The sequence below is a fragment of the Halovibrio variabilis genome (assembly GCF_007991175.1).
GTDB lineage: Bacteria > Pseudomonadota > Gammaproteobacteria > Pseudomonadales > Halomonadaceae > Vreelandella > Vreelandella variabilis.
On the sequence record NZ_BJXV01000019.1, the window covers coordinates 37,964 to 59,989 of the forward strand.

Genomic DNA, 22,026 nt, shown 5'->3' on the forward strand with positions numbered 1-22,026 from the left:
CTCATCTATATTCAGGTGACGAATGTCATTCGCTGCTTGGCTTTGGGTTATCCGCCAGCGCCTCTAGCTTAGCGTGGGCGCGACGCCAACGACCGAGCGCGCTCAACGCATCCAAATCAGGTCGAGCACGGCCGTAACGTAACTTAGCCGGACGCTTGGTATTGATCCCTTGGCATACGTCCATTACGTCAAGCGCGGCGTTGCGATCATTACATACCAGCAGCATATCGCAGCCGGCAGCTAATGCGGCGCGCGCGCGCTCCTTGGGCTCACCTGCTTCGTGAGCGCCGGCCATACTTAAATCATCAGAAAAAACACAGCCCTTAAACCCCAGCGACTCGCGTAACATCCCCAACCAGCTAGGTGAGAACCCCGCAGGGCGCGAGTCAAAGGCACGGTAAATAACGTGGGCGGGCATGACGCCGTCCAATTGCCCGGCTAAGTGGGCAAAAGGCACAAGATCGTGCTGTTTAATCACTTCCAGCGGTCGGTCATCTACCGGCAGCGCGACGTGAGAGTCGGCCGCTACCCCACCATGACCGGGGAAATGTTTGCCTACCGCTGCCATACCAGCATCGTGAAGCCCGTGAATAAAAGCGCTGCCCAGCTGGGCCACATGCTGTGGGTCACTGCTAAAACTACGGTCGCCAATAACGCTGGATAGACCACTTTCCACATCCAACACGGGAGCAAAACTTAAATCCAGCCCGCAGGCGGCCATCTCCATGCCCAATAGCCAGCCAGCGTCTTTTGCTAATGCCAGGCCATCGGCAGGGTTAGCGCGATAACACTCGCCGATACGTGCCATTGGCGGAAGGCGCGTTAAGCCCTCTTTAATACGCTGAACACGCCCGCCCTCCTGGTCAACCGCCAGCAATAAATCAGCACGTATACGGCGAATGTCGCTACACAGCTTGCGTACCTGATAGCCATTTTCGACATTGCGGGCAAACAAAACCACCCCGCCGACGGTGGGTTCAAGCAGCAAACGTTTTTCGGCGGCCGTCAATTTTGGGCCTTCCAGGTCGAGCATGACCGGGCCTAACGGTTGAGTCATGGTGATAGGTCCAATAAAAGGGAGGAAGATTCTAGACGATCGTCCAGCGGTGTCAAAAACTGATTAATCAAAGCACTGCCGACCGCCGTGTAACCAAACGGAGGTACCCGGCTGCGCTAACGCAAAAACAGTTAACAGGTCACTGTTACGTAAACGGATACAGCCATGGGAGGCAGCCACCCCCATGGGTTGGTCAGGTGAGGTGCCATGCAGATAAATATAGCGCCGCTGAGAATCGACCTGACCGCCGCGGTTGACGCCCTTTTCCAATCCGCACAGCCACAGGATACGGGTCAAAATCCAATCGCGCTCAGGGTGAGTTTCGGCTAACGCCGCGGTAAACACTTCCCCTGTCCATCGCCGACCGCGAAACACCGCATTTTCCGGCATACCTTCACCAATGGCGGCGCGCACATAGTGCCAGCCGTGGGGAGTCTTGCCGCTGCCATTAAGTTCCCCGACCCCTGCTGAACCCGAAGAGATGGCACACTCATAGCGCACTGTAACGCCCTCCCAGCAGCGTAGCTGCTGTTGAGCTGTATCGATTTCCAGCCAGATATTTTCAGTGGGGGGGAGCTCAGCTAGCCTGGGCGTTCGCATGAATTCCTTCTTCTATTGAGAGCGGTAACGGCGCATTCATGGCTGCCACCACGACTGGCCGCAGCCGTCTAACCAAATCTCGCACGCTGACCTGTTCGTGATAATCCTTTTCGGCAATATCACGCAGTGCATCGAGCCCCGACAGGGTAAAAATCACCGTGCCCAGCATAAAGTGTAGACGCCAAAAGCGTTCGACGTCGGGTAGCTCGGGGGTGGCTTTGCGAACCAGCTCGGTGAAGCGCGTAAACACGCCGCCATACTCCTGCTGAATATGCCGCCTTAGATGTCCCTGAGCTTGACTATAGGCCAACCCCAGCAAACGCATGAATACTTTTAGGCTGTTGCGCTCGGCGGGCACTGCCAGGACAGTGGTCGCCATGGTTTCAAGCAGGGTTTCTAAGGGGATGACACGCCCGGCATGCTGTTTTTCAAGGTCGTCAAGGGCGGTGTGAAAACGTTGGGTAAAGGGGTCTAGATAGCGTGAAAATACGGCCTGAATAAGCGCTTTCTTGGAACCAAAATGATAATTCACAGCGGCTAAGTTAACGCGCGCTTTACTGGTGATGTTGCGCAACGAGGTTTCCGCAAAACCGCGCTCGGCAAACAGCACTTCAGCGGTATCGAGAATACGTGTCACTGTGTCAGATTGAGCCATTGCGCTCTCCAGGGAAACAGGTGTTTAAAACATCTCAAAATACTATGCTACAACGTTGGCTGTCTCAACGCTTGATTTGTTAACGAAATAATCGGCCATACGTAAGCAAACAAGCAGTTTCAAACGATTAGTCAAATTGCCAGAGGGCGACCATTTGCACATCAATAGAGCATATACTGGATAGAGGAACATACTGTATACTTAACCACTTATCGACTAAGTTGCCATTTACCTTGTTATTGTCTATTCACTTTTTTGGAGTCTGGTATGTCGCGTCCGCTAACCGCTCGCCAACAGCATGTATTTGATTTTATAGTTAAAACCATGGGCGAATTTGGCTACCCGCCGACACGGGCTGAAATCGCCAAGGCGCTGGGCTTCCGCTCCCCCAATGCCGCCGAGGAGCACCTGCGCGCACTAGAGCGTAAGGGCGTTATTCGCATTATCCGCAACACGTCACGCGGCATTCGCTTGCCCAATCAAGAACCGCAGGAAGCCTTGGACACCGCCGCCAGTGCCGTCCCCGCTAACCTTGAGACGCCGCTTCATACCGGCCTCCCGGTCATTGGCGAAGTGGCGGCAGGCAGCCCTATTTTGGCCGCTGAGCATATCGATCGCTACTGCCCGCTGCCAGCCGAGTACTTCACCCCAAAAGCCGATTACCTGCTGCGCGTGCGGGGTCTATCCATGAAGGATATTGGCATTTTAGAGGGCGACCTGCTGGCGGTGCACCGCACAGAACGGGTACGCGACGGGCAAATCGTTGTTGCCCGCTTGGACGATGAAGTGACGGTTAAACGCTTCAAACGCCAGGGGCATCAGGTGACGTTGTATGCGGAAAACTCTGAATTCGATCCCATCGAAATCGACCTGCGCTCACAGTCGCTTGATATCGAAGGCGTCGGCGTTGGGGTTATTCGCGGTGGCAACGGCCAAGCGCTGGGCTGAGCTTCAGAATTCAAAAAGTGGTGCCTGGCGCTTGCTTAGACGCTACTGCAAATCGATATAACGGTGGTCATTAAAGGTGGCCACCCAGTTCGGATGGTAAACCAGCAGAATGCTCAGCAGCATGCCGGTAATAAACGCTTCTGAAGGCATTAGCAACGGTAAAAAGCGCGCATATTCCTGGGCCAGATAGATCGCTTCAGGGTCAGTTCCCGCGACGATAATCAACAGTACCGCCGCCAGACCTCCCCCCAGCGTTGCCAGCGCTGCCCCGAAAAAGCCGCAGGCAAATAGAAACACCATCAAATTATCCGGCAGGCGGCGATCTACCAGTCGCCATACGGTGCCAATCACCGCGGCAGGCACAATGCCCGTGACCAGTACGTTAGCCCCTAGCAGCATCCATTCGTTGCGCCCAATCACCACCATGGTCACATTAATCAGCACGTTACTTATCAGGGCTAACGGCACCTTGAAGACCAGGGTCATCAACACGGTAAAAACAAGGTGCAGCGTTAGCCAGTCGACCGCCTGAGCGCGTAGTTGCCACATCAAGGCTACCGCCAGCGTGGCACCCAACCAGCGGTGCTGAAGCGCGGTATCTTCGACCAACGCCTGCCAAGGCCGCCGCCAAAGCACCCACGTCATCACTACTAACGAGAGTAGCGAGGTCAGTAGCAGTGCCCAGGGCGCTAACACGCTTTGTGCAAATGACATGACGACCTCTCTGATTGGCTACCGTTAGCTGAAAACAACCGTTTTATTGCCGTGAACCAGCACGCGATCTTGCAAATGCCAACGTAAGCCCCGTGCGAGAACAGCTTTTTCGACATCACGCCCAAAGCGTACTAAATCAGTCGGCGTATGGCAGTGGCTCACGCGATGGATATCCTGCTCAATGATCGGCCCAGCGTCGAGTTCCTCGGTCACGTAGTGGCAAGTGGCGCCAATCAGTTTAACGCCGCGCTGATAGGCTTGATGATAGGGCTTGGCGCCAGCAAACGAGGGTAAAAAGCTATGATGAATATTGATCACCCTACCCGCATAACGCGCGCATAGTTCGGGCGGTAGAATTTGCATATAGCGCGCCAGTACAACGCAATCGGCGCGGGCGCTATCGATTTCAGCCTGCACCTGGGCAAACGATGCCTGCTTATCGTCGGGGTTAACCGGCACATGGTGGTAAGGAATGCCGTACCACTCGGTGAGCGAGCGCATATCATCGTGGTTGGAGATAACGCCGACAATGTCACAGTCCAATTCACCCACCTGCCAACGGTAAAGCAGGTCGACGAGGCAGTGCGACTCACGCGACACCATGAGCACCACACGCCGACGCGTTTGGGTATCTACTAGCGCCCACTGCATATTGAACTCGTTAGCCACGGGCTCAAACGCAGCACGTAGCGCCTCCACCGACATGCCTACCGAATCCGCTAAAATTTCATAACGCATAAAAAAGCAGCCGGTTTCCAAATCAGAATGCTGGCTTGCTTCGGTAATGGAACCGCCCTGCTGGGCAATAAAACTCGACACGCTGGCAACAATGCCTACCCGGTCAGGGCAGGACACGACTAAACGATAATAATGTGACATGTTAGCTACTCTTGATCTATTGCAACGCTACGTATGAAAAACCGCGAACCAGCGACTTGGGATGTAAATGAGGGGGCCAGTGTAACGGAAGGCCCAGGATGATTGTTAGCCGCTCCTGCCTTCCGTATAGTTGAAACATTACTTTTTAGGCTTTTCATAACTAATGTATTCACCACGCGTTCAAATTCGTCCCCGCCGTCGACCACCGCTGCGCTTGCTGCCGCTAGGGGGATGCGGTGAGATTGGTATGAATCTAACGCTCTATGGGTATGACGATCACTGGATCGCCGTCGACTGCGGCATGATTATTCGCCAGGATCTGCCCAATTCGCCGCTTCAGGTGCCTAATCTCGACACTCCCAAAGCGCTGAACATTATACCTAAAGCACTGTTTATTACCCATGGTCACGAAGACCACATTGGCGCGGTTGCCTGGCTGTGGCCGCTGTGGAACTGCCCAATTTATGCCACCCCGCTGGCGGCGGGTCTGTTACGGCTAAAATTTGCCGAGCATCAGCTGAGCAGTGACGCCATTCAGGTCATTGAACCCGGCGAGGCGCTTGAGAGCGGCCCATTCACGCTTCGCTACTTACCGCTAACGCACTCGATTCCTGAAAGCTGTGCCTTGATGATGATGGTCGGGGGATACCGTGTTTTACATACCGGCGATTGGAAGCTCGACCCGGAGCCGCTGATCGGTACGCCGATGGGTGCCGCTCAATTCCGGGCCCTTGCACCGATCGATTTATTAGTCGGCGACTCCACTAACGCGCCTATTCCCGGTCACTCCGGCAGCGAGGGGGATGTCGCCCGGGCACTGACCAAAACCATCGCTCACTGCACAGGCCGCGTCGTGGTGTCTTGCTTTGCCAGCAACCTGGCGCGAGTGCTTGCCATTGGTCGCGCCGCCCAGCAGTGTGGACGGCGGATCAGTTTAATGGGCCGCTCTATGGAGCGCATGGTGAGCGTGGCACGAGGGCTTGGCTACATGGATGATTTACCCCCTCTGGTACCCAATCACGACCTGGGTTATTTACCCCCCGATGAGGTAGTGATTATCGCCACCGGAAGCCAGGGTGAGCCTCGGGCAGCGCTGCAACGTCTCGCCCAGGGCAGCCACCCGTTTGTTGATCTACAGTCTGGCGATAACGTTATTTTTTCGGCCAAGGCCATTCCAGGCAATGAACGCCCCATTGAACAACTCAAAAAGCGTTTAGCACACTTGGGTGTACGGCTCTATGACGAAGTCAATCACCCTGAGCTGCATGCCACCGGGCACCCCGCCCGTGAGGAGTTGATTAAACTCTATCAATGGGTCAGGCCGAAGCATCTTATGCCCGTACATGGCGAGGCGCGTCATCAGCAAGCCCATCAGGCGATTGCTCAGCAAATGGATATCCAGGCGCCGTTAGCGCCGGTCAATGGTGATTTGCTGAGCTTCGACAGCCATGGCCTGCGCTGTGAGGCACGCTATCCGCAGCCCCCCTGCATCATCGCCCAGAACAGTGTGGTGCCCCACCCAGGGCTAGAAAGTAACATCACCACCGCACGCCGCGGCAGTCTATACTTAGCGCTGCCGGTGACCGCAACGGACACCGGCTGGGCACGCATTGGCCGTTTGATGCTGGATTCCTCCGGGGCGAGCCCGCTGGATGAAGACAGCTTTAGCGACTGGCTGGATGATCAGCTTGAGGAGATTACCGCCGATACCCTTGCCGATCTGCGCCATGCGTTGCAGCCCCGCCTGGTTCACTGGCTGGCGGAACACATGCAGCACCTGCCCGACGTACACCTGCAGATTATGGCCGCCGAAATGCCCGAGGACGTCCGCTTGGATAACGCCACCTATCGCTAAAAGATCACTCACTCTGGCTCAAACATTAACGCCAGCGCGCTGCATCCTGCTGGTCGGAGTGGCGCTCCTTGACCCAGTACTCGCCCTGGGTAGAGTGCTCTTTCTTCCAGAAAGGCGCCTGAGTTTTTAGAAAATCCATAATGAAATCGCAGGCTTCAAACGCTTCGCGACGATGGGCGCTGGCGACTAGCACGCGCACAATGGGATCGCCCGGCGCCAAATAACCGACCCGGTGGATAATACGCACTGCCTGCAGCGACCAGCGCTGCCATGCCTGTTCACCAATTTCCGTCAGCGTACGTTCTGTCATGCCGGGGTAGTGTTCCAGGGTCAACCCTGTGACCTCGGGCGTTTCATTAAAATCGCGCACCAGGCCGGTAAAGCTGACGATGGCCCCGATATCGCTGCGCCCGGCTAATGTATCGTCATAGCCGTACCCCATTGCGAAAGGCGCGGCTTGAATCGCCACCTTAATATCCACATTTGCCATCCACACTACCCCCCAGTGACCGGTGGGAAAAACGCCACTTCGTCATCATCGGTCACTAATGCGTCATCGTTTGCCATTACTTGGTTAATCGCGCACAGCGTACGTTGGTCGGTTAATTGTTTAAATCGCTCATCGCGGGCCGCCAGGGTCGCTTTCAACCCGCTAATATCACGGCTGGTTAGTTGATCCAAACTCACCACCGCCTCGCTTTCCCCGACCCGCTCGCGCAGTTCGGCTAAAAATTTAACGCGCACGCAGGGTGAGGAGCAGCGCTGGCCTAAAGTTACCTCACCCGCTGCGCCTTCACCCGTCACAATGGGCGTATGTGCGCTAAGACGCTGGTAATCGCCGCGCTGTCCGCCGTGCTTACTATCGAGTTGAATAGCCTCGATATGCATATTTTTATCTACCGCTTTACACATATCGTAAAGCGTTAAACAGGCAACCGACACCGCGGTAAGCGCTTCCATTTCCACCCCGGTACGACCGTTTAAGCGACACAGGGAGGTAACGTTGACACAGCTTTCAGCAACGTCGATTTCAAACTCAACCGATACTTTCGAAAGCGCCAAAGCATGGCAGAGAGGGATCAGTTCGTGGGTGCGTTTTGCCGCCTGAATGCCCGCAATACGCGCCGTGGCAATCACATCGCCCTTGGGTAATTCACCGTCGCCAAGCAATTTCAGCGTTTCCGGTTGCATGACAATGCGCCCCGAAGCAACTGCTTCGCGACGTGTTTCCTGTTTATCGCCGACATCCACCATATTGGCTTCGCCACGGGTATTGAGGTGGGTTAATTGCATGTGGTTACCGTTCCTGTTTTGAAGACTGGTTTTTGTAGACTGGTTTTAAAGACTGAGAGCTTGAAGACTAGGTGTCGAAAACAACGTATTGAAGACCAGGCATTTAAGACCAAGCATTGAAGACTAAGTGCATGATGCCAACTTAGCGTTTTCCGCGCCTACCCAGGCTTTTATCCAGTGGACAATCGATTCGCTATCGTCAAGATTTAACTGGGTCACTGCTGCCGCCAAGTCAAAAGGCGGCGGCCCACTGAGCGCGACGGCCTCAACCCATGGACCGGTTAAAATAGCCGCATCGCCAATCCCCGCACGGTAAAGCACCAGCTTGGGAATCGGCCAGGCTTTAAAGCCCTCCACAATTACTAGGTCCGGCTTGTGCGGCACCATAAAGGTAAGCAGCTGCGCTAAATCCGGCTCGGTTTGGTCAGGCGTTTCCTGCATCAGGGCAAACCGCTGATGGGAGGCTACCAGCACCGGTGCGGCACCCGCGCGGCGCAGCTTGTAACTATCTTTACCGGGCTTATCCACCTCAAATGAGTGATGCGCATGCTTAATCACGGCGACGTTTAGGCCATGCTCGCCCAAACGCGGCAGCAGTTTCTCTAACAGCGTCGTTTTGCCGGTGCCGCTCCAGGCAGCAATCCCCAGCACGGGAAAAGAGGCGCTTAATTGATTAGCCATAACTGATACTCCTATTGACGCCCCAAGCGACGCTTACTGCGCCCTCAAGAGGTTACTCGCCCTCTTGCTCTCTGGGTAATAGCCAGTTCAACGCAATTCCGACCAGGGCAGCCAAGCTGACACCTTGCAGGGTAAACTGACCACCGCCAAACTGCATACCGCCTATACCAAAGACCAGTATTAGCGAGACCACGACCAAGTTACGCGGCGCGGTCAGTGATTGCCCGGCGCGCACCAGCGTGTTCATACCGACCACTGCGATAGAACCAAACAGCAGCGTCATAATCCCCCCCATCACCGGGGCGGGAATGGTTTGCAACAGCGCCCCCAGTTTAGAGACAAAAGCCAGCACGATGGCGATAATCGCGGCCACGACCATGTATTTGGGATTAAACGCGCGGGTCAGCGTTACCGCGCCGGTGACTTCCGAGTAGGTCGTATTCGGCGGGCCACCCAGCAGCGCCGCAACGCTGGTCGCCAGCCCATCGCCGAGTAAAGTACGGTGTAAGCCGGGTTTTTCAAGGTAATTTTTGCGCGTCACCGAGCCAATGGCAACCATGTCTCCGATATGCTCGACCGCTGGGGCAATCGCGACCGGAATCATAAATAGGATAGCCGCCCAATGAAAACTGGGGGCCGTAAAGCCGGGTACCGATAGCCACGCCGCCTCGCGCACCGGGGTAAAGTCCACCACGCCCATTAGCAACGCCAAGCCATAGCCGGTAACGATACCACCGACAATCGGCACCAGACGCAGCAAGCCGCGACCGAACACAGCAAGCACCAGGGTGACTAGCAAGCTGGTCATGGAAAGAAAGATGGCCAGCCCATAGCCAATATTATCGCTGTTTTCACCGGTCGCCATGCTCACCGCTACCGGCGCTAGCGCCAAGCCGATCACCATAATCACTGGCCCTACAACGACCGCTGGCAGCAAACGATGTAGCCAGGCGGTGCCTTTCAGCCGCACCGCCTGTGAAATGCCCACATAGACCAGCCCCGCTGCCATTAGCCCGCCCATTGTGGCGGACACGCCAAAACTCGCAATGGAGCCCTGAATAGGCGCAATAAACGCAAACGATGAGGCTAAAAACACCGGCACACTCTGCTTAGTGACCGCATGAAACACCAGCGTACCTGCCCCGGCCGTAAATAGCGCAACGCTGGGGTCAAGCCCGGTCAAAAGCGGCACCAGCACCAGGGCACCAAACGCCACAAACAGCATTTGCGCGCCGGTTAGCAGCAGTTTAAGCCACGAATCAGCCTTACTGGCGGTGTCACTCATGAGAGAACTCCTAAAAGGTTGCGAATAATAGGGCAAAAAAATGCCCCTAGCGCGAAGCGCAAGGGGCAATGTGTCGAAGGACGCTCAGCGCGTTCCAAAAATCTTATCGCCAGCGTCACCAAGGCCCGGAACGATATAGCCATTTTCATCCAGGCGGTCGTCAATCGAGGCCGTGTAAATCTCTATATCCGGATACGCTGCCTGCACCCGCTTGATCCCTTCAGGCGCGGCGACGAGCACAATCACCTTCATATGCTCGCAGCCGCGCTCGCGTAGCATGTCCAGCGTTGCCACCATCGAACCGCCGGTGGCGAGCATGGGGTCAATCACAATCGCCATGCGCTCTTTGATGTCGTTTGCAAACTTGGCAAAGTAAGGCACCGGCTGAAGCGTCTCTTCATCGCGGTAAAGGCCAACAACGCTAACCCGCGCACTGGGGATCAAATCCGTCACGCCTTCTAACATGCCGAGCCCGGCACGCAGAATCGGCACGACCGTGACTTTTTTTCCCTTCAAACGCTGGGTGGCAATCGGCTCGCCGTTCCATCCCTGGATTTCATGATCTTCCAGCTCCAGGCCTTTGGTGGCTTCGTAGGTCAACAGCTTGGCGACTTCACCTGCCAGCTCACGAAAGCTCTTGGTGCTAAGATCCACTTCGCGCATCAGACCCAGCTTATGCTGAACAAGCGGATGGTTAATGGCGTAAACACTCATGGGACTTCCTCACTGCAGGGGGTTCAGAATGACAACCAGAGCTGCATCAGCTAGGCGCAAAATTGCGCGTATTCTACCCGCAACCACTTGCAAGGTTAAGGGGTTTCCGGCAATTGCCACTCAATGGGGGCCCGCCCCTGGGCTTGCAGGAATTGATTGGCCTGAGAAAAATGCCGGGTACCAAAAAAGCCCCGGTGCGCAGAGAGCGGTGAAGGGTGCGGCGCTTCGAGTATTAAATGGCGCTGCGGGTCGATTAACGCCTTTTTCTGGCGCGCATGGCTGCCCCATAGCAGAAACACACACGGCGGCGCATGCTGGCTGACGGTCTCAATCGCACGGTCAGTGAACGGCTCCCACCCCTTACCGCGATGCGACGCCGCGTTACCCTGCTCCACAGTGAGCGAGGTGTTTAATAGCAGCACGCCCTGCTTTGCCCAGGCCTCCAGGCAACCGTGACTCACAGGGGTAAACCCCACATCGGCGGCCAATTCTTTATAAATATTGGCCAGCGACGGCGGCACCGGAACCCCAGGCTGTACGGAAAAGCACAGACCGTGAGCCTGATCCGGACCGTGATAAGGATCCTGGCCTAAAATGACCACCTTAACGTCACTCAACGGCGTCAGCTCAAAAGCGCGGAACCATTGCGAGGAGTGCGGATAAATGGTTTTTTTGGCCGCTTTCTGCTGCGCCAAAAAATCCTTGAGCGCGCGCATATAGTCAGCCTGGAACTCACTGCCCAGCCACTGGTTCCAATCGTCGGGAAGTGGATTGGCCATCATTACCTCTTCATTTGGTCAACAAGCGGCTCAACGTAAGCAATGCCCATGTCCCAAGGAAACTGGATCCAGCACTGCTGGCCCACTTCCGTCAGGTATTGATCCACCAACGGACGACCGTCTGGCTTGGCATAGATAGTCACAAAATGCGCCTTGGGCAGCATTTTACGCACCGCGCGGGCCGTTTTCCCGGTATCCACTAGGTCATCCACGAGCAGCCAGCCATCACCGTCGTGATCGACGCCCTTCATAATATCCAGGCCGCCTTGATCCATATGGTCGTAGCTTTTAATGCACACGGTATCGATCAGGCGGATATTCAGCTCCCGGGCAATGAGCGCGGCGGGAATTAAGCCACCGCGAGTAATCGCGACGATGCCTTTAAAATCCCGCTCGATCATCTGGTGGCAAAGGGTGCGGACATCGCGGTGCAACTGATCCCAGGAAACAGTAAAATGTTGATGGTAGCGGTCGCTGCTCATGGCGGATTACTCGTTTTCGTTGAAGGAACAAACCGCAAATACGCTGTAACCCGCATCACGAATTTTCTGCGCACCACCCAGCTCAGGCAGGTCAATAATGGTGGCTGTTTCGACCACCTGACCACCGCTGCGCTGAATTAAATTGGCCGCTGCCAGCATGGTGCCGCCGGTAGCGATCAGATCATCCATCAGCAGAATACGATCATCTTGTTGGAACGCATCGGCGTGCAGCTCTACTTCCGAATGCCCGTACTCCAGCTTATAAGTCTCGCTGATAGTCTTGAAGGGCAGCTTGCCCTTTTTACGTACCGGCACAAAGCTGCAGCCCAACTCATAAGCGAGCGGCGCGCCAATAATAAAACCACGCGCATCAATAGCCGCGATGGCATCCAGGTTCATTTCCTGATAACGGTGTACGAAGCTATCGATCAGCTTGCGAAAGGCAGCGCTATTTTGCAGCAAGGGGGTGATATCGCGAAAATTCACGCCCTGCTCAGGCCAATCGGGAACCGTGCGGATAACGGACTTAATGTAGTCGCCGTAAATGCTCATCGCGTCTCTCATTGAGTAATAAAAAAGGGTCAGGGGCCAATCACCCCATGAACAGGAATCTTGCCGCAAACACCAGCGCTAAAATGATCACCGCCGGGTTCAAATCTTTGAAGCGGCCGGCTAACGTTTTAATCGCCACGTAGCTGATAAAGCCGAGTGCGATACCTTCCGCAATCGAAAACGTCAACGGCATCGCCAGGGCAGCAATAAGCACCGGTGCAGCTTCAGTGGGGTCGTCCCAATCGGCATGCGCTAAGCTACCCGTCATCAATACGGCCACATAAAGCAGCGCGCCCGCCGTCGCGTAAGCCGGAATGGAGCCCGCCAGCGGCGCAAAGAATAGGCTAATCAGGAACATGCCAGCTACCACCACGGCGGTCAAACCGGTACGCCCACCCGACGCAATACCCGCCGTTGATTCAATATAGCTAGTGGTTGTCGAGGTACCCAACACAGCACCGGCCATCGACGCGGTGCTGTCGGCCATCATGGCGCGACCAATGCGCGGCATTTTGCCGTCTTTATCCAGCAGTTTACCGCGATGGGCAACGCCTATCAGCGTGCCGGAGGTGTCGAACAGGTCGACAAACAGGAAGGCAAAAATCACGCTGAGCATCGCCACATCCAGCGCGCCCACCAAATCCATGGCCATAAAGGTCGGCGCAATCGACGGCGGCATCGACATCAGACCGCCATACTCATTGTGGCCCAGCAGTATGGCAATGACGGTGATGCCCAAAATGCCAATCATCACCGCACCGGTCACTCTTAAATAAGACAGCGCGGTGATCACGAAGAAGCCCAGCAACGCATAAATGGCCGACGGCTGCGAGAGATCCCCCAGCGTCACGAAAGTAGCGGGGTCGGCCACCACAATGCCAGCGTTTTTAAGCGCAATCATGGCCAAGAACAAACCGATACCCGCGGCGATACCCAAGCGCAGCGTCATCGGGATAGCGTTAATAATCCACTCGCGTATTTTAAAAATACTGAGTAAAAAGAACGTTAGACCGGAGAAGAAAACCGCCCCCAAGGCCGCCTCCCAGGTATATCCCATGCCCAGCACCACGCCATAGGTGAAAAAGGCGTTCAAGCCCATACCCGGCGCTTGGGCAATCGGGTAATTTGCCCATAACCCCATTATCAAACAGCCAATAGCGGCGGCTAGGCAGGTAGCAACAAACACCGCCCCCGCGTCCATACCGGCTTCGGAAAGAATGCTCGGGTTAACAAAGATGATGTAGGCCATCGTCAGGAAAGTGGTAATCCCGGCAATAACTTCTGTTTTGACGTTGGTATTGTGCTCAGTGAGCTTGAAATAACTATCCAGACGTTTCATGAATCTTCTTATCCTTACACATGAGCGTGCGTTCTGGTGCCGAGAAAAGCCGCACATACTACCGAAACGCTCGCAGCGATGCGAGCGCCTCATTATGGCGACTAACGAAAGCGGGACCCGCTGTTATGAAACAGTCCCGCTGTTATATGCCCAAGCAATCTTTAGGCCATGACCTAACCGATCGGTCAACAAGAAAGTAAATAAACTCGCTAGCGAAGCTACGGTGCCACTTTTTGCTGTGCCAGCACGCGCTCGACGGTTTCAACAATCACCTGGGTTTGCGGATCAATTTCAATGTTGACCTGATCGCCCGGGGCTCGGTCTTGTAAGATAGTGCGTGTTAGTGTTTCCGGGATTAAATTGACGCTGAACTCCACCCCGCCGCGCTCAACGTGGCGTACGTCACCAATGGTCAAGCTGATACCGTCCACCCCGATATAGCCTTTTTCAAACACGAACCGGCCCAGCCTTTCCGGCAGAGCAAACCACAGCCGGCGGTTGTTCGGCGCCTCTTCAATGGCCACCACTTCGGCCATTGAGATGATATGCCCCGACATGGAGTGCCCACCAATCTCATCACCAAAACGCGCCGCACGCTCTATATTGACGCATTGCCCAGGGGTAATTGCACCAAGATTGGTCAATCGCAAGGTTTCACGCATCAAATCAAAACTCACGCGGTCGCCTTCAATCGCGGTGACGGTCAAACAAACACCGTTGTGCGCCACCGATGCCCCCATTTCAAGCCCATCACGCATCAAGGGCGGCATTTCCAACACGTGCACGCGAAACGCCTCTAATTCGTGGACCGCCACTACCTTGGCTACGCCCTGCACAATACCGGTAAACATAACGCCCTTTCTCCCTTCAGCCGTAAAAAACAAAGGTTCAATCCAGCAAGCTTACTACTGGTGCCTCACCATTGTGCAGTCTTCAGCGCGGTGATATTCACATTGACCCTGTTTTTACCTCTTGAGGAAAATAAAACGGCTAACCAAACACACCAATGCTCAACGTCAGAAGCAGCACTAATAGCTTTAAAAGCTATATATTTTAGTCAATAACGCTATTAATAGCTCATAAACCATAAAATAAGCCGCCAATAATTGACTAAATGGCTGGCTCTCTTTAAAGTATTTGCCCGATTGTAACGACGCCGATTTGTACCCATATTGCGGGCGTCTGCTAGGTCATTGGCTTTGTACTGGTTACTGACCTGGTAAAGTGCAGCTAAAAGGGTGTGTCCAGCGTTGATGGCCACCCACCAGGGTGGCTTTTTTGTGTTTCAGCCTATTTTAACCCGCCTTAAGCTTGCACCCCCGCACTCCGTCTACGGCCTAACGGTAAGGCAGACGCAATGATTGAACTTCGCAATGTCAGCAAAACCTATTTCAGTAGCCACAAGGGCAGTCGCACCCATGCCGTTCATGCGCTAAAAAATGCCAGCCTCACCGTCCCCAAGGGTACGATTCACGGTGTTATTGGCCTCTCCGGCGCTGGCAAATCCACTTTGATACGCTGCGTCAATCTATTAGAGCGCCCGACTAGCGGCAGCGTCATTGTCGATGACCAGGAAATGACGCGTTTGAGCCGCTCGGCACTCAATCGCTCCCGCCATCGCATCGGCATGATTTTTCAGCACTTCAATTTGCTTACCACACGCACGGTATTTGACAACGTCGCCCTGCCCCTTGAACTGATGGGGCAAAAACGCCACACCGTGCGCGACCGGGTTATTCCGCTACTGGAAATGGTCGGCTTGGCTGACAAAGCCAATCAATACCCGGCTCAGCTTTCCGGCGGTCAAAAGCAGCGGGTCGCAATTGCTCGGGCGCTGGCCAGCAAGCCGCAGGTATTGCTCTGTGATGAAGCCACCTCTGCCCTGGACCCGCAAACCACCAGCTCAATACTCGAGCTGCTGCGTGATATTAATCATCAGTTGGGTATTACCATCCTGTTGATCACCCACGAGATGGAAGTGGTTAAATCGATTTGCCACCGGGTGAGCCTGATTTCGGACGGCGAATTAGTGGAGGACTCGGAAGTCGGCGACTTCTTTACCGCCCCGCGCACCCAGCTGGGCCGTGAGTTTCTCAACGACTTCCTGCAGCTAACACCGCCCAAAGAGCTGATCGAACGACTTCTTGATGCCCCCGGCGACAACACCCACCCGGTGGTACGCCTAACGTTCTCGGGCGATGCAGTCTCAACGCCGCTGATTTCGCGCCTGGCCCGGGAGTGCGAGGTCGATGTCAGCATTTTACAAGCCAAAGTAGAGTCGATTCAGGAGCGCACCCTGGGCCTGATGATCGCGGAACTGCTGGGCACGCCGACGCAAACTCAGCAAGCCATGCACTATCTTGAATCTCATCAACTGCAAGTAGAGGTACTCGGCCATGTCCAGCGCAATGATTGAGCTAATTTTACAGGCCACGCTGGATACCCTTTATATGGTGGCCATTTCAGGGTTTATTTCTACGCTCGTCGGCCTGCCCCTCGGCGTTATGCTCTATGTCACGCGCCCGCGGCAAATATTGGCGAAACCGTTGCTTAATCAAGTGCTAAGCATCATTACCAATATCGGCCGCTCGATTCCGTTTATTATTTTGATGGTGGCGATCATCCCTTTTACGCGCATGCTGGTAGGCACCTCGATCGGCATTAACGCTGCCTCTGTGCCACTGACGATTGCCGCTATTCCGTTTGTCGCTCGGCTGGTCGAGGCGGCGCTAAATGAAATCTCGCCGGGGTTAGTTGAAGCCGCCCAGGCCATGGGTGCAACGCCTTGGCAAATTATTGCCAAGGTACTGATTCCAGAAGCGCGCGGCGGGATTATGACCGGCTTGACGATCACCGTTGTGACACTGGTCAGCTACTCTGCCATGGCCGGTGCCGTAGGCGGCGGCGGCCTGGGCGACTTAGGCATTCGCTACGGCTATAACCGTTTCAACCCCACCATCATGATGATTACGGTGGTCATTTTGGTTGTCATGGTGCAAGGCTTTCAGAGCTTGGGCGACTACCTCGTACGTAAAAGCGACCGTAAGTAGCAGCCCACCGAGCGGCAATCTGTTATAACAAAAATGCATTAGACAACGGTTTTTTATTGCCGCATCATTATATTATTATCAACAACGTCACTGGAGATACCTCATGCAAAAACTGATTATGGGTAGCCTTACCGCCCTGGCCCTTGCGGTGAACGTCGCTAACGCTGAAACCCACAGCATCAAAATGGGCACCGTTGCCGGCCCCGAAACCGAAATCATGGAAGTCGCCGCGCGCATTGCCAAAGAAGACTATGACCTGGATGTCGAAATCATTGAATTTACTGATTACGTCACCCCCAATGTGGCCCTGGCCGATGGCAGCCTAGACGCCAACGCCTACCAGCATAAACCCTACTTACAGTCGATGGTCGACGACCGTGGTTATGACTTGGCCATTGCCGGTTATACCTTCGTATACCCGATTGGCGCTTACTCGGAAAAATACGACAGCATCGACGACTTGCCTGACGGTGCCCAAATCGCACTGCCCAACGACCCTTCCAATGAAGGTCGCGCGCTTATCTTGATGCACAACGAAGGCCTGATCACCCTTAACGATCCTGAATTCCTCGAAGCGACCCCCATCGATATAGCTGAAAACCCGCGCAATTTCCGTTTTCGTGAAATTGAAGCCGCACAGCTGCCTCGCGTGCTGCCTGATGTCGATATGGCCTTTATCAACAATACGTTCGCACAGCCAGCTGGCTTAAGCCTGGACGATGCATTGATCAAGGAAGGGCCAGAGTCGCCTTACGTTAATCTGATCGCCGTGCGCGACGGCGATGAAGATCGTGAAGAGATTCAACAGCTGGTCGACGCCTACCAGCGTGATGAAGTCATTGAAAAAGCTGAAGAGTTATTTAAAGGTGCCGCGGTCCCAGGCTGGACAGAGTAGTGCTGTCTTAACAAGACTGGCTGAGCCATACCGCGAATTAGCCATCAATAGATGACACCAGGCCGACACGCATAGGTAACCCACCATGCAAAAGTGTCGGCCTGCTGCGTTAGTTCGTTAAAAAAACAGAGTTAAAACAGAGTTAAAGAGGCCCTATGCACAACACTGCTGACTATCCCATGCTTAACCGCCAGCTTGAAGCACTGCTCGACACACGCGATTGGCTGACCAATAGCGCGCAAACCTGTGCGTTTATTAACCAGCAGCTTAGCGACTTAAATTGGGTAGGCTTTTATCTTCAGCGCCAGCTCGACGTGTTAGGTCTCGGACCGTTTCAAGGCCAGCCCGCCTGCCACCCTATCCCGTTTAGCAAAGGCGTATGCGGTGCTGCCGCTCGCTTGCAAGCCACCCAGCGAGTGGACGACGTATATGCGGTTGCCGACCACATTGCCTGCGACGCCAACTCGCGCTCCGAGCTAGTGGTGCCTATCGTGGCGGATGGCCTTGTCTGGGGTGTGCTTGACCTGGACAGCCCTTTGCAGGCGCGCTTCACCGAGCAGGACCAAGCGGGTATAGAGACGCTGATGGCGACGTTTATGCGCCAAACTGATTTACCCGACCTGCTAAAAGTAACGGCGTAACGCACCAACAAAAACACCCCAGACAAATAATGGCTGGGGTGTTTTTTAATATCTGGTAGGACCAGGCGGATTTGAACCGCCGACCTCCACGATGTCAACGTGGCGCTCTAACCAACTGAGCTATGGTCCTAAAAATTGTGACTGGCATGTGCTGGTAGGACCAGGCGGATTTGAACCGCCGACCTCCACGATGTCAACGTGGCGCTCTAACCAACTGAGCTATGGTCCTGCTGTGTTTTTTAGGCAGTTTCAAGCCAGGCAACGGATGCGTATTTTACGCCCTCGCCCCTGAATTGCAAGCTATTTTCCTGCGCTGGCTGGCTTGTCTGCGCGATTCAAAAATTTCCCATTCGCTCGTTTCATTCGACACTTATATCCCTCTACCGCTAGGCTAAGTGCTTCAATGGCCTGGGCGATTTCATAAGGAGAATAAGCCATGCTGGGTATTTTGCTAGGCAGCATCGCCATCGCACTGTTATTGGCCACACTCATTGCGCGCATCGAGCTGCACTGGTGGTTGGTCCGCAGCTTTGAATTTCCACGCTTACAAATCGCTTGCCTAGCGCTGGTTACCGGAATAGTCGCGGCTATTTGGGTTGAACCTGGCCCTTGGCGATGGGTCGCACTACTCGCCTCGGCAATCAGCTTGCTTATTCAAAGCTATTACATACTGCCCTTTACGAAGCTATGGCCTGTTCAGGTCAAGGCGGCAAGCAGTAACGACGCTGATAAAACCATTACGCTACTGATCGCCAATGTGCTGACGTCAAACCGGCAAGCTCAACCCCTCATTGATATGATTCATCAGCGCCAGCCTGACATCGTGCTAACCCTTGAATCAGACCAATGGTGGCAGAATCAGCTAGACCCGGCCTTAGCAGCGCGGTGGCCGCATAGCGTTAAAATCCCACTCGACAATCTTTACGGTATGCATCTCTACTCGTCCCTTGAGCTCAATAACACCTCAGTCGAGTGGCTGATTCAAGATGATATTCCGTCTATTCATACCCGCGTTACACTTGCCAGTGGCGACAGCGTGCGTCTTTATGCCGTACACCCACGACCACCCGCCCCTAGTGAAAGCGAGGAATCCCTTTGGCGCGATGCCGAGCTGTTACTGGTAGGCAAGAAAATTCACCAGGACCCCCAACCAACGCTGGTAGCTGGAGACCTTAACGATGTGGCTTGGTCACGCACGACGCGGCTATTTTGTCGTGTCGGTGGCATGCTCGACCCACGCCGAGGGCGGGGCTTGTTCAGTACCTTTCATGCCCAATACGCAATGTTGCGCTGGCCCCTTGATCACATCTTCGTGACCGAGCACTTTACCCTGGTGGATATGCAGCGCCTCGAATACTTTGGCTCGGATCACTTCCCCATGCTGGCTACGTTTTGCTATCGCCCCTCGCGTCAAGACGAACACGAAAATCCTGAAGCCGATACTGGGGAGCATAACGAAGCCAGCGAAACCATTCAGGATGGTAAAAACGAAACACAACCAAGCTAACCGTTCGAAGTACCACCCCCAGCCAGCCGTCTCAAGCGTGTTACTCGGGGATACCGCCTTGCGTTAGCACGCTCGGGTCCAGCAAACGCTCCAGCGTTTCCCGGTCGAGATCAGTCTTCTCTTCCGCTACCTCGATAATCGGCCGTCCCGCTTGGTAGGCCTCTTTGGCAATGGCGGCGGCGGCGTTATAGCCAATAACCCCATTTAACGCCGTTACCAAAATGGGATTTCTCGCCAACGGGCCCTGTAGATTGTCTTCACGCACCTTAAAGGTGGCAATTGCTCGGTCCGCCAACAGTCGTGCGGTATTGCTCATCAAACTAATTGACGAAAGCAGATTTGATGCTACCAACGGCAGCATCACATTCAACTGGAAGTTGCCGCTTTGCCCGGCGACGGTTATCGCGGTATCCAGCCCGATGACTTGAGCGGCCGCCTGCGCCGCTGATTCAGGGATAACAGGGTTAACCTTACCCGGCATGATCGAGCTGCCTGGCTGCAGCGCTTCAAGCTCAATTTCCCCTAGCCCCGCCAGCGGTCCTGAATTCATCCAGCGCAGGTCATTGGCAATCTTCATAATCACGCAGGCTAACCCTTTCAACTGCCCGGAAAGTTCCACAGCGGCATCCTGGGAGGAGAGGCTGGCAAAAAAACTGTCGTTGGGGGTGAACATCAACCCTGTCTGCTCGCTTAACTCTTGGGCTACCTGCTCAGCGAAGCCGTTGGGGGCATTAATACCGGTCCCCACGGCCGTCCCCCCCTGGGCTAACCGGCACAGCCTTTTCATAGCGCTATCAAACCGCTCAATGGCTTGATTGACTTGGCTCGACCAAGCACCTAGCTCTTGATCCATGCGCAGCGGCATGGCATCCATAAGATGCGTTCGCCCTGTTTTTACCACATGGCTAAGCTCGCTGGCGCGCTGGTCAATGGTATCGCGCAGATGAACGAGCGCTGGGCGCAGGGATTCATGCACAGCAATGGCCGCGGAGAGGTGGATAGCGGTCGGGATAACATCGTTACTCGACTGCCCCATATTAACGTGGTCGTTCGGCGTCACTTCAACGCCCTCACGGCTGGCGAGGGTCGCCAACACCTCGTTCACGTTCATATTGGTAGAGGTGCCCGAACCGGTTTGAAATACGTCAATGGGAAAGTGCTGGTCGTGCTTGCCGGACAATACGGCTCGAGCCGCCGTCTGGATCGCTTCCGCGCGCTCCTTATCAAGGCCTCCCAGTGTCTGGTTAGCCCGGGCTGCAGCGAGTTTAATTCGGGTGACGGCATGAATGAAGGCCGTCGGCATCGGGGCATGTGACACCGGAAAATTATTAATTGCCCGCTGGGTTTGGGCCCCGTAAAGCGCCTCAGAAGGCACTTCTAATTCGCCCATGCTATCGCGTTCCATCCGTGTTGCCATTGCTCTTTCTCCCATCAGTGAGATTAATAGTGATGCTTATCTGAGCGCGTAGCCAACCGATCGTTCGCTAGCTAATGTCACCTTTCCTACTTTCAAGCTAGCTGGTTAAACCATACGGGTAAACATGTCCTTACCCCGCGCACTTTAAAAGGCCAAAAACCAAATGTTGCACTGCACAAAAACAGTTGTTATGCTGCATCGCAAGATTGGTCAAAAAGTGACTCACTCAATAAGCAGCGCCAACCTCTGGATAGCTGCTTTTGGCAAGACTAAACCCTGGAGGGTATGACGATGCGTACACTAAATACTAACGAAATGAACCAGCAGTTTGACAATATGTTTATGGCACCCGTACGTGCTTACATGGCGCTGAGTATTGATTACAGCGAAAAAATGCTCAATGCGCAAATGGATGCCAGCAAGGCCTATGTTGATACCGGCATTGCTCAGATGCGTCAGATGATGGACATCAAAGACCCCGAAGGGCTGCGCAGCTATATGGAAGGTCAGCAGAACGTGGTAAAAGAATTGGCCGAGCGCGCTAAGGGCGACGCCGATAAAGTCGTATCGCTTCAGCAAGACTTTATTCAGAAAAGCCAGAAAATTACCGAAGACAATGTCAAGCAAGCGCAAACAGCCGCTAGCAAGATGAGCAAAACCGCTTAAAGCGGCTTATCTTGATG

Annotated in this window: 24 protein-coding genes and 2 tRNA genes; 8 read left to right on the forward strand and 18 right to left on the reverse strand. The window is 54.5% G+C overall.

Annotated features, from left to right (window positions below):
* Positions 1 to 25: 25 nt before the first annotated feature.
* The 3 genes from nagZ to HVA01_RS14650 form a co-directional block, all read right to left on the reverse strand.
* Positions 26 to 1,057 (reverse strand): beta-N-acetylhexosaminidase, encoded by a 1,032-nt coding sequence (nagZ, locus tag HVA01_RS14640; protein WP_146876150.1) that lies wholly within the window; start codon positions 1,055 to 1,057, stop codon positions 26 to 28.
* Between the two features lie 63 nt (positions 1,058 to 1,120).
* Positions 1,121 to 1,657 (reverse strand): L,D-transpeptidase, encoded by a 537-nt coding sequence (locus HVA01_RS14645; protein ID WP_146876151.1) that lies wholly within the window; start codon positions 1,655 to 1,657, stop codon positions 1,121 to 1,123.
* On the reverse strand, positions 1,635 to 2,312 hold the full coding sequence (locus tag HVA01_RS14650; RefSeq protein WP_146876152.1) for a TetR/AcrR family transcriptional regulator: 678 nt from the start codon (positions 2,310 to 2,312) through the stop codon (positions 1,635 to 1,637). The genes HVA01_RS14645 and HVA01_RS14650 overlap by 23 nt, the downstream gene beginning before the upstream one ends.
* A gap of 267 nt (positions 2,313 to 2,579) precedes the next feature.
* Here HVA01_RS14650 and lexA point away from each other — a divergent pair, with 267 nt between their 5' ends.
* Positions 2,580 to 3,260: a transcriptional repressor LexA gene (lexA, locus tag HVA01_RS14655; protein ID WP_146876153.1), complete on the forward strand. Its 681-nt coding sequence runs from the start codon at positions 2,580 to 2,582 to the stop codon at positions 3,258 to 3,260.
* Positions 3,261 to 3,302: 42 nt separating this feature from the next.
* On the opposite strand, the gene HVA01_RS14660 is transcribed toward lexA, so the two are convergent.
* Positions 3,303 to 3,974 (reverse strand): energy-coupling factor ABC transporter permease, encoded by a 672-nt coding sequence (locus HVA01_RS14660; RefSeq protein WP_146876154.1) that lies wholly within the window; start codon positions 3,972 to 3,974, stop codon positions 3,303 to 3,305.
* 24 nt (positions 3,975 to 3,998) lie between these two features.
* A complete protein-coding gene (gene purU / locus HVA01_RS14665) occupies positions 3,999 to 4,853 on the reverse strand; it encodes a formyltetrahydrofolate deformylase (RefSeq protein WP_146876155.1) in 855 nt (284 codons plus the stop codon).
* Positions 4,854 to 5,100: 247 nt separating this feature from the next.
* Between purU and HVA01_RS14670 the strand changes: the two genes are divergently transcribed.
* Complete coding sequence (locus tag HVA01_RS14670; RefSeq protein WP_146876211.1) at positions 5,101 to 6,708, forward strand: ribonuclease J; 1,608 nt, start codon at positions 5,101 to 5,103, stop codon at positions 6,706 to 6,708.
* A gap of 25 nt (positions 6,709 to 6,733) precedes the next feature.
* Here HVA01_RS14670 and moaE read toward each other — a convergent pair whose 3' ends face one another.
* From moaE to HVA01_RS14720, 10 genes are all read right to left on the reverse strand, one after another.
* The gene (gene moaE / locus HVA01_RS14675; protein WP_146876156.1) at positions 6,734 to 7,198 is read right to left on the reverse strand and encodes a molybdopterin synthase catalytic subunit MoaE; all 465 of its coding nucleotides are present in this window, start codon (positions 7,196 to 7,198) and stop codon (positions 6,734 to 6,736) included.
* A gap of 5 nt (positions 7,199 to 7,203) precedes the next feature.
* A complete protein-coding gene (gene moaC, locus HVA01_RS14680) occupies positions 7,204 to 8,001 on the reverse strand; it encodes a cyclic pyranopterin monophosphate synthase MoaC (RefSeq protein ID WP_146876157.1) in 798 nt (265 codons plus the stop codon).
* Positions 8,002 to 8,124: 123 nt separating this feature from the next.
* Positions 8,125 to 8,682 (reverse strand): molybdopterin-guanine dinucleotide biosynthesis protein B, encoded by a 558-nt coding sequence (mobB, locus tag HVA01_RS14685; RefSeq protein ID WP_146876158.1) that lies wholly within the window; start codon positions 8,680 to 8,682, stop codon positions 8,125 to 8,127.
* Positions 8,683 to 8,734: 52 nt separating this feature from the next.
* On the reverse strand, positions 8,735 to 9,967 hold the full coding sequence (locus HVA01_RS14690) for a uracil-xanthine permease family protein (protein ID WP_146876159.1): 1,233 nt from the start codon (positions 9,965 to 9,967) through the stop codon (positions 8,735 to 8,737).
* An 84-nt stretch (positions 9,968 to 10,051) separates the two neighbouring features.
* Positions 10,052 to 10,681: a uracil phosphoribosyltransferase gene (gene upp, locus HVA01_RS14695; protein WP_146876160.1), complete on the reverse strand. Its 630-nt coding sequence runs from the start codon at positions 10,679 to 10,681 to the stop codon at positions 10,052 to 10,054.
* A gap of 95 nt (positions 10,682 to 10,776) precedes the next feature.
* Positions 10,777 to 11,460 carry a uracil-DNA glycosylase gene (gene ung, locus HVA01_RS14700; protein WP_174787786.1) on the reverse strand — a complete coding sequence of 228 codons (684 nt, stop codon included), beginning with the start codon at positions 11,458 to 11,460 and terminating at the stop codon, positions 10,777 to 10,779.
* Between the two features lie 2 nt (positions 11,461 to 11,462).
* Positions 11,463 to 11,942 (reverse strand): xanthine phosphoribosyltransferase, encoded by a 480-nt coding sequence (gpt, locus tag HVA01_RS14705; protein ID WP_146876162.1) that lies wholly within the window; start codon positions 11,940 to 11,942, stop codon positions 11,463 to 11,465.
* A gap of 6 nt (positions 11,943 to 11,948) precedes the next feature.
* A complete protein-coding gene (locus HVA01_RS14710) occupies positions 11,949 to 12,494 on the reverse strand; it encodes an adenine phosphoribosyltransferase (protein ID WP_146876163.1) in 546 nt (181 codons plus the stop codon).
* 40 nt (positions 12,495 to 12,534) lie between these two features.
* Positions 12,535 to 13,833, reverse strand: a complete 1,299-nt coding sequence (locus HVA01_RS14715) for an NCS2 family permease (RefSeq protein WP_146876164.1) — start codon at positions 13,831 to 13,833, stop codon at positions 12,535 to 12,537.
* A gap of 218 nt (positions 13,834 to 14,051) precedes the next feature.
* Entirely contained in the window at positions 14,052 to 14,684 is a 633-nt protein-coding gene (locus tag HVA01_RS14720) for a riboflavin synthase subunit alpha (protein ID WP_146876165.1), read from the reverse strand.
* A gap of 506 nt (positions 14,685 to 15,190) precedes the next feature.
* Between HVA01_RS14720 and HVA01_RS14725 the strand changes: the two genes are divergently transcribed.
* From HVA01_RS14725 to msrC, 4 genes are all read left to right on the forward strand, one after another.
* Entirely contained in the window at positions 15,191 to 16,249 is a 1,059-nt protein-coding gene (locus HVA01_RS14725; RefSeq protein ID WP_146876166.1) for a methionine ABC transporter ATP-binding protein, read from the forward strand.
* Positions 16,230 to 16,883, forward strand: coding sequence for a methionine ABC transporter permease (locus HVA01_RS14730; protein ID WP_146876167.1), 654 nt, complete (start codon positions 16,230 to 16,232; stop codon positions 16,881 to 16,883). Before HVA01_RS14725 ends, HVA01_RS14730 begins: the two co-directional genes overlap by 20 nt.
* Positions 16,884 to 16,986: 103 nt before the next feature.
* The gene (locus HVA01_RS14735; RefSeq protein WP_146876168.1) at positions 16,987 to 17,778 is read left to right on the forward strand and encodes a MetQ/NlpA family ABC transporter substrate-binding protein; all 792 of its coding nucleotides are present in this window, start codon (positions 16,987 to 16,989) and stop codon (positions 17,776 to 17,778) included.
* A gap of 155 nt (positions 17,779 to 17,933) precedes the next feature.
* Positions 17,934 to 18,419, forward strand: coding sequence for a free L-methionine (R)-S-oxide reductase MsrC (msrC, locus tag HVA01_RS14740; RefSeq protein ID WP_146876169.1), 486 nt, complete (start codon positions 17,934 to 17,936; stop codon positions 18,417 to 18,419).
* A 53-nt stretch (positions 18,420 to 18,472) separates the two neighbouring features.
* Here msrC and HVA01_RS14745 read toward each other — a convergent pair.
* Positions 18,473 to 18,549 (reverse strand) — tRNA-Val (locus tag HVA01_RS14745).
* Positions 18,550 to 18,571: 22 nt separating this feature from the next.
* A tRNA-Val gene (locus HVA01_RS14750) sits at positions 18,572 to 18,648 on the reverse strand.
* A gap of 207 nt (positions 18,649 to 18,855) precedes the next feature.
* Between HVA01_RS14750 and HVA01_RS14755 the strand changes: the two genes are divergently transcribed.
* Positions 18,856 to 19,926, forward strand: a complete 1,071-nt coding sequence (locus tag HVA01_RS14755) for an endonuclease/exonuclease/phosphatase family protein (RefSeq protein WP_146876170.1) — start codon at positions 18,856 to 18,858, stop codon at positions 19,924 to 19,926.
* Positions 19,927 to 19,966: 40 nt separating this feature from the next.
* Here HVA01_RS14755 and HVA01_RS14760 read toward each other — a convergent pair whose 3' ends face one another.
* On the reverse strand, positions 19,967 to 21,343 hold the full coding sequence (locus HVA01_RS14760; RefSeq protein WP_146876171.1) for a class II fumarate hydratase: 1,377 nt from the start codon (positions 21,341 to 21,343) through the stop codon (positions 19,967 to 19,969).
* Positions 21,344 to 21,634: 291 nt separating this feature from the next.
* On the opposite strand from HVA01_RS14760, the gene HVA01_RS14765 reads away from it, so the two are divergent.
* Positions 21,635 to 22,009, forward strand: a complete 375-nt coding sequence (locus tag HVA01_RS14765) for a phasin family protein (protein ID WP_146876172.1) — start codon at positions 21,635 to 21,637, stop codon at positions 22,007 to 22,009.
* Positions 22,010 to 22,026: the final 17 nt, after the last annotated feature.

Excerpts from the sequence above, each read along its gene's own strand:
- upp (WP_146876160.1), bottom strand. The coding sequence starts at position 10,681 with ATGAGTGTTTACGCCATTAACCATCCGCTTGTTCAGCATAAGCTGGGT.
- HVA01_RS14670 (WP_146876211.1), top strand. The coding sequence starts at position 5,101 with ATGAATCTAACGCTCTATGGGTATGACGATCACTGGATCGCCGTCGAC.
- HVA01_RS14725 (WP_146876166.1), top strand. The coding sequence starts at position 15,191 with ATGATTGAACTTCGCAATGTCAGCAAAACCTATTTCAGTAGCCACAAG.
- HVA01_RS14710 (WP_146876163.1), bottom strand. The coding sequence starts at position 12,494 with ATGAGCATTTACGGCGACTACATTAAGTCCGTTATCCGCACGGTTCCC.
- mobB (WP_146876158.1), bottom strand. The coding sequence starts at position 8,682 with ATGGCTAATCAATTAAGCGCCTCTTTTCCCGTGCTGGGGATTGCTGCC.
- HVA01_RS14730 (WP_146876167.1), top strand. The coding sequence starts at position 16,230 with ATGTCCAGCGCAATGATTGAGCTAATTTTACAGGCCACGCTGGATACC.
- purU (WP_146876155.1), bottom strand. The coding sequence starts at position 4,853 with ATGTCACATTATTATCGTTTAGTCGTGTCCTGCCCTGACCGGGTAGGC.
- HVA01_RS14660 (WP_146876154.1), bottom strand. The coding sequence starts at position 3,974 with ATGTCATTTGCACAAAGCGTGTTAGCGCCCTGGGCACTGCTACTGACC.
- nagZ (WP_146876150.1), bottom strand. The coding sequence starts at position 1,057 with ATGACTCAACCGTTAGGCCCGGTCATGCTCGACCTGGAAGGCCCAAAA.
- HVA01_RS14755 (WP_146876170.1), top strand. The coding sequence starts at position 18,856 with ATGCTGGGTATTTTGCTAGGCAGCATCGCCATCGCACTGTTATTGGCC.
- HVA01_RS14645 (WP_146876151.1), bottom strand. The coding sequence starts at position 1,657 with ATGCGAACGCCCAGGCTAGCTGAGCTCCCCCCCACTGAAAATATCTGG.
- HVA01_RS14760 (WP_146876171.1), bottom strand. The coding sequence starts at position 21,343 with ATGGCAACACGGATGGAACGCGATAGCATGGGCGAATTAGAAGTGCCT.
- msrC (WP_146876169.1), top strand. The coding sequence starts at position 17,934 with ATGCACAACACTGCTGACTATCCCATGCTTAACCGCCAGCTTGAAGCA.
- moaE (WP_146876156.1), bottom strand. The coding sequence starts at position 7,198 with ATGGCAAATGTGGATATTAAGGTGGCGATTCAAGCCGCGCCTTTCGCA.
- HVA01_RS14735 (WP_146876168.1), top strand. The coding sequence starts at position 16,987 with ATGCAAAAACTGATTATGGGTAGCCTTACCGCCCTGGCCCTTGCGGTG.
- HVA01_RS14650 (WP_146876152.1), bottom strand. The coding sequence starts at position 2,312 with ATGGCTCAATCTGACACAGTGACACGTATTCTCGATACCGCTGAAGTG.
- moaC (WP_146876157.1), bottom strand. The coding sequence starts at position 8,001 with ATGCAATTAACCCACCTCAATACCCGTGGCGAAGCCAATATGGTGGAT.
- HVA01_RS14720 (WP_146876165.1), bottom strand. The coding sequence starts at position 14,684 with ATGTTTACCGGTATTGTGCAGGGCGTAGCCAAGGTAGTGGCGGTCCAC.
- lexA (WP_146876153.1), top strand. The coding sequence starts at position 2,580 with ATGTCGCGTCCGCTAACCGCTCGCCAACAGCATGTATTTGATTTTATA.
- HVA01_RS14690 (WP_146876159.1), bottom strand. The coding sequence starts at position 9,967 with ATGAGTGACACCGCCAGTAAGGCTGATTCGTGGCTTAAACTGCTGCTA.
- HVA01_RS14765 (WP_146876172.1), top strand. The coding sequence starts at position 21,635 with ATGCGTACACTAAATACTAACGAAATGAACCAGCAGTTTGACAATATG.
- gpt (WP_146876162.1), bottom strand. The coding sequence starts at position 11,942 with ATGAGCAGCGACCGCTACCATCAACATTTTACTGTTTCCTGGGATCAG.
- HVA01_RS14715 (WP_146876164.1), bottom strand. The coding sequence starts at position 13,833 with ATGAAACGTCTGGATAGTTATTTCAAGCTCACTGAGCACAATACCAAC.
- ung (WP_174787786.1), bottom strand. The coding sequence starts at position 11,460 with ATGGCCAATCCACTTCCCGACGATTGGAACCAGTGGCTGGGCAGTGAG.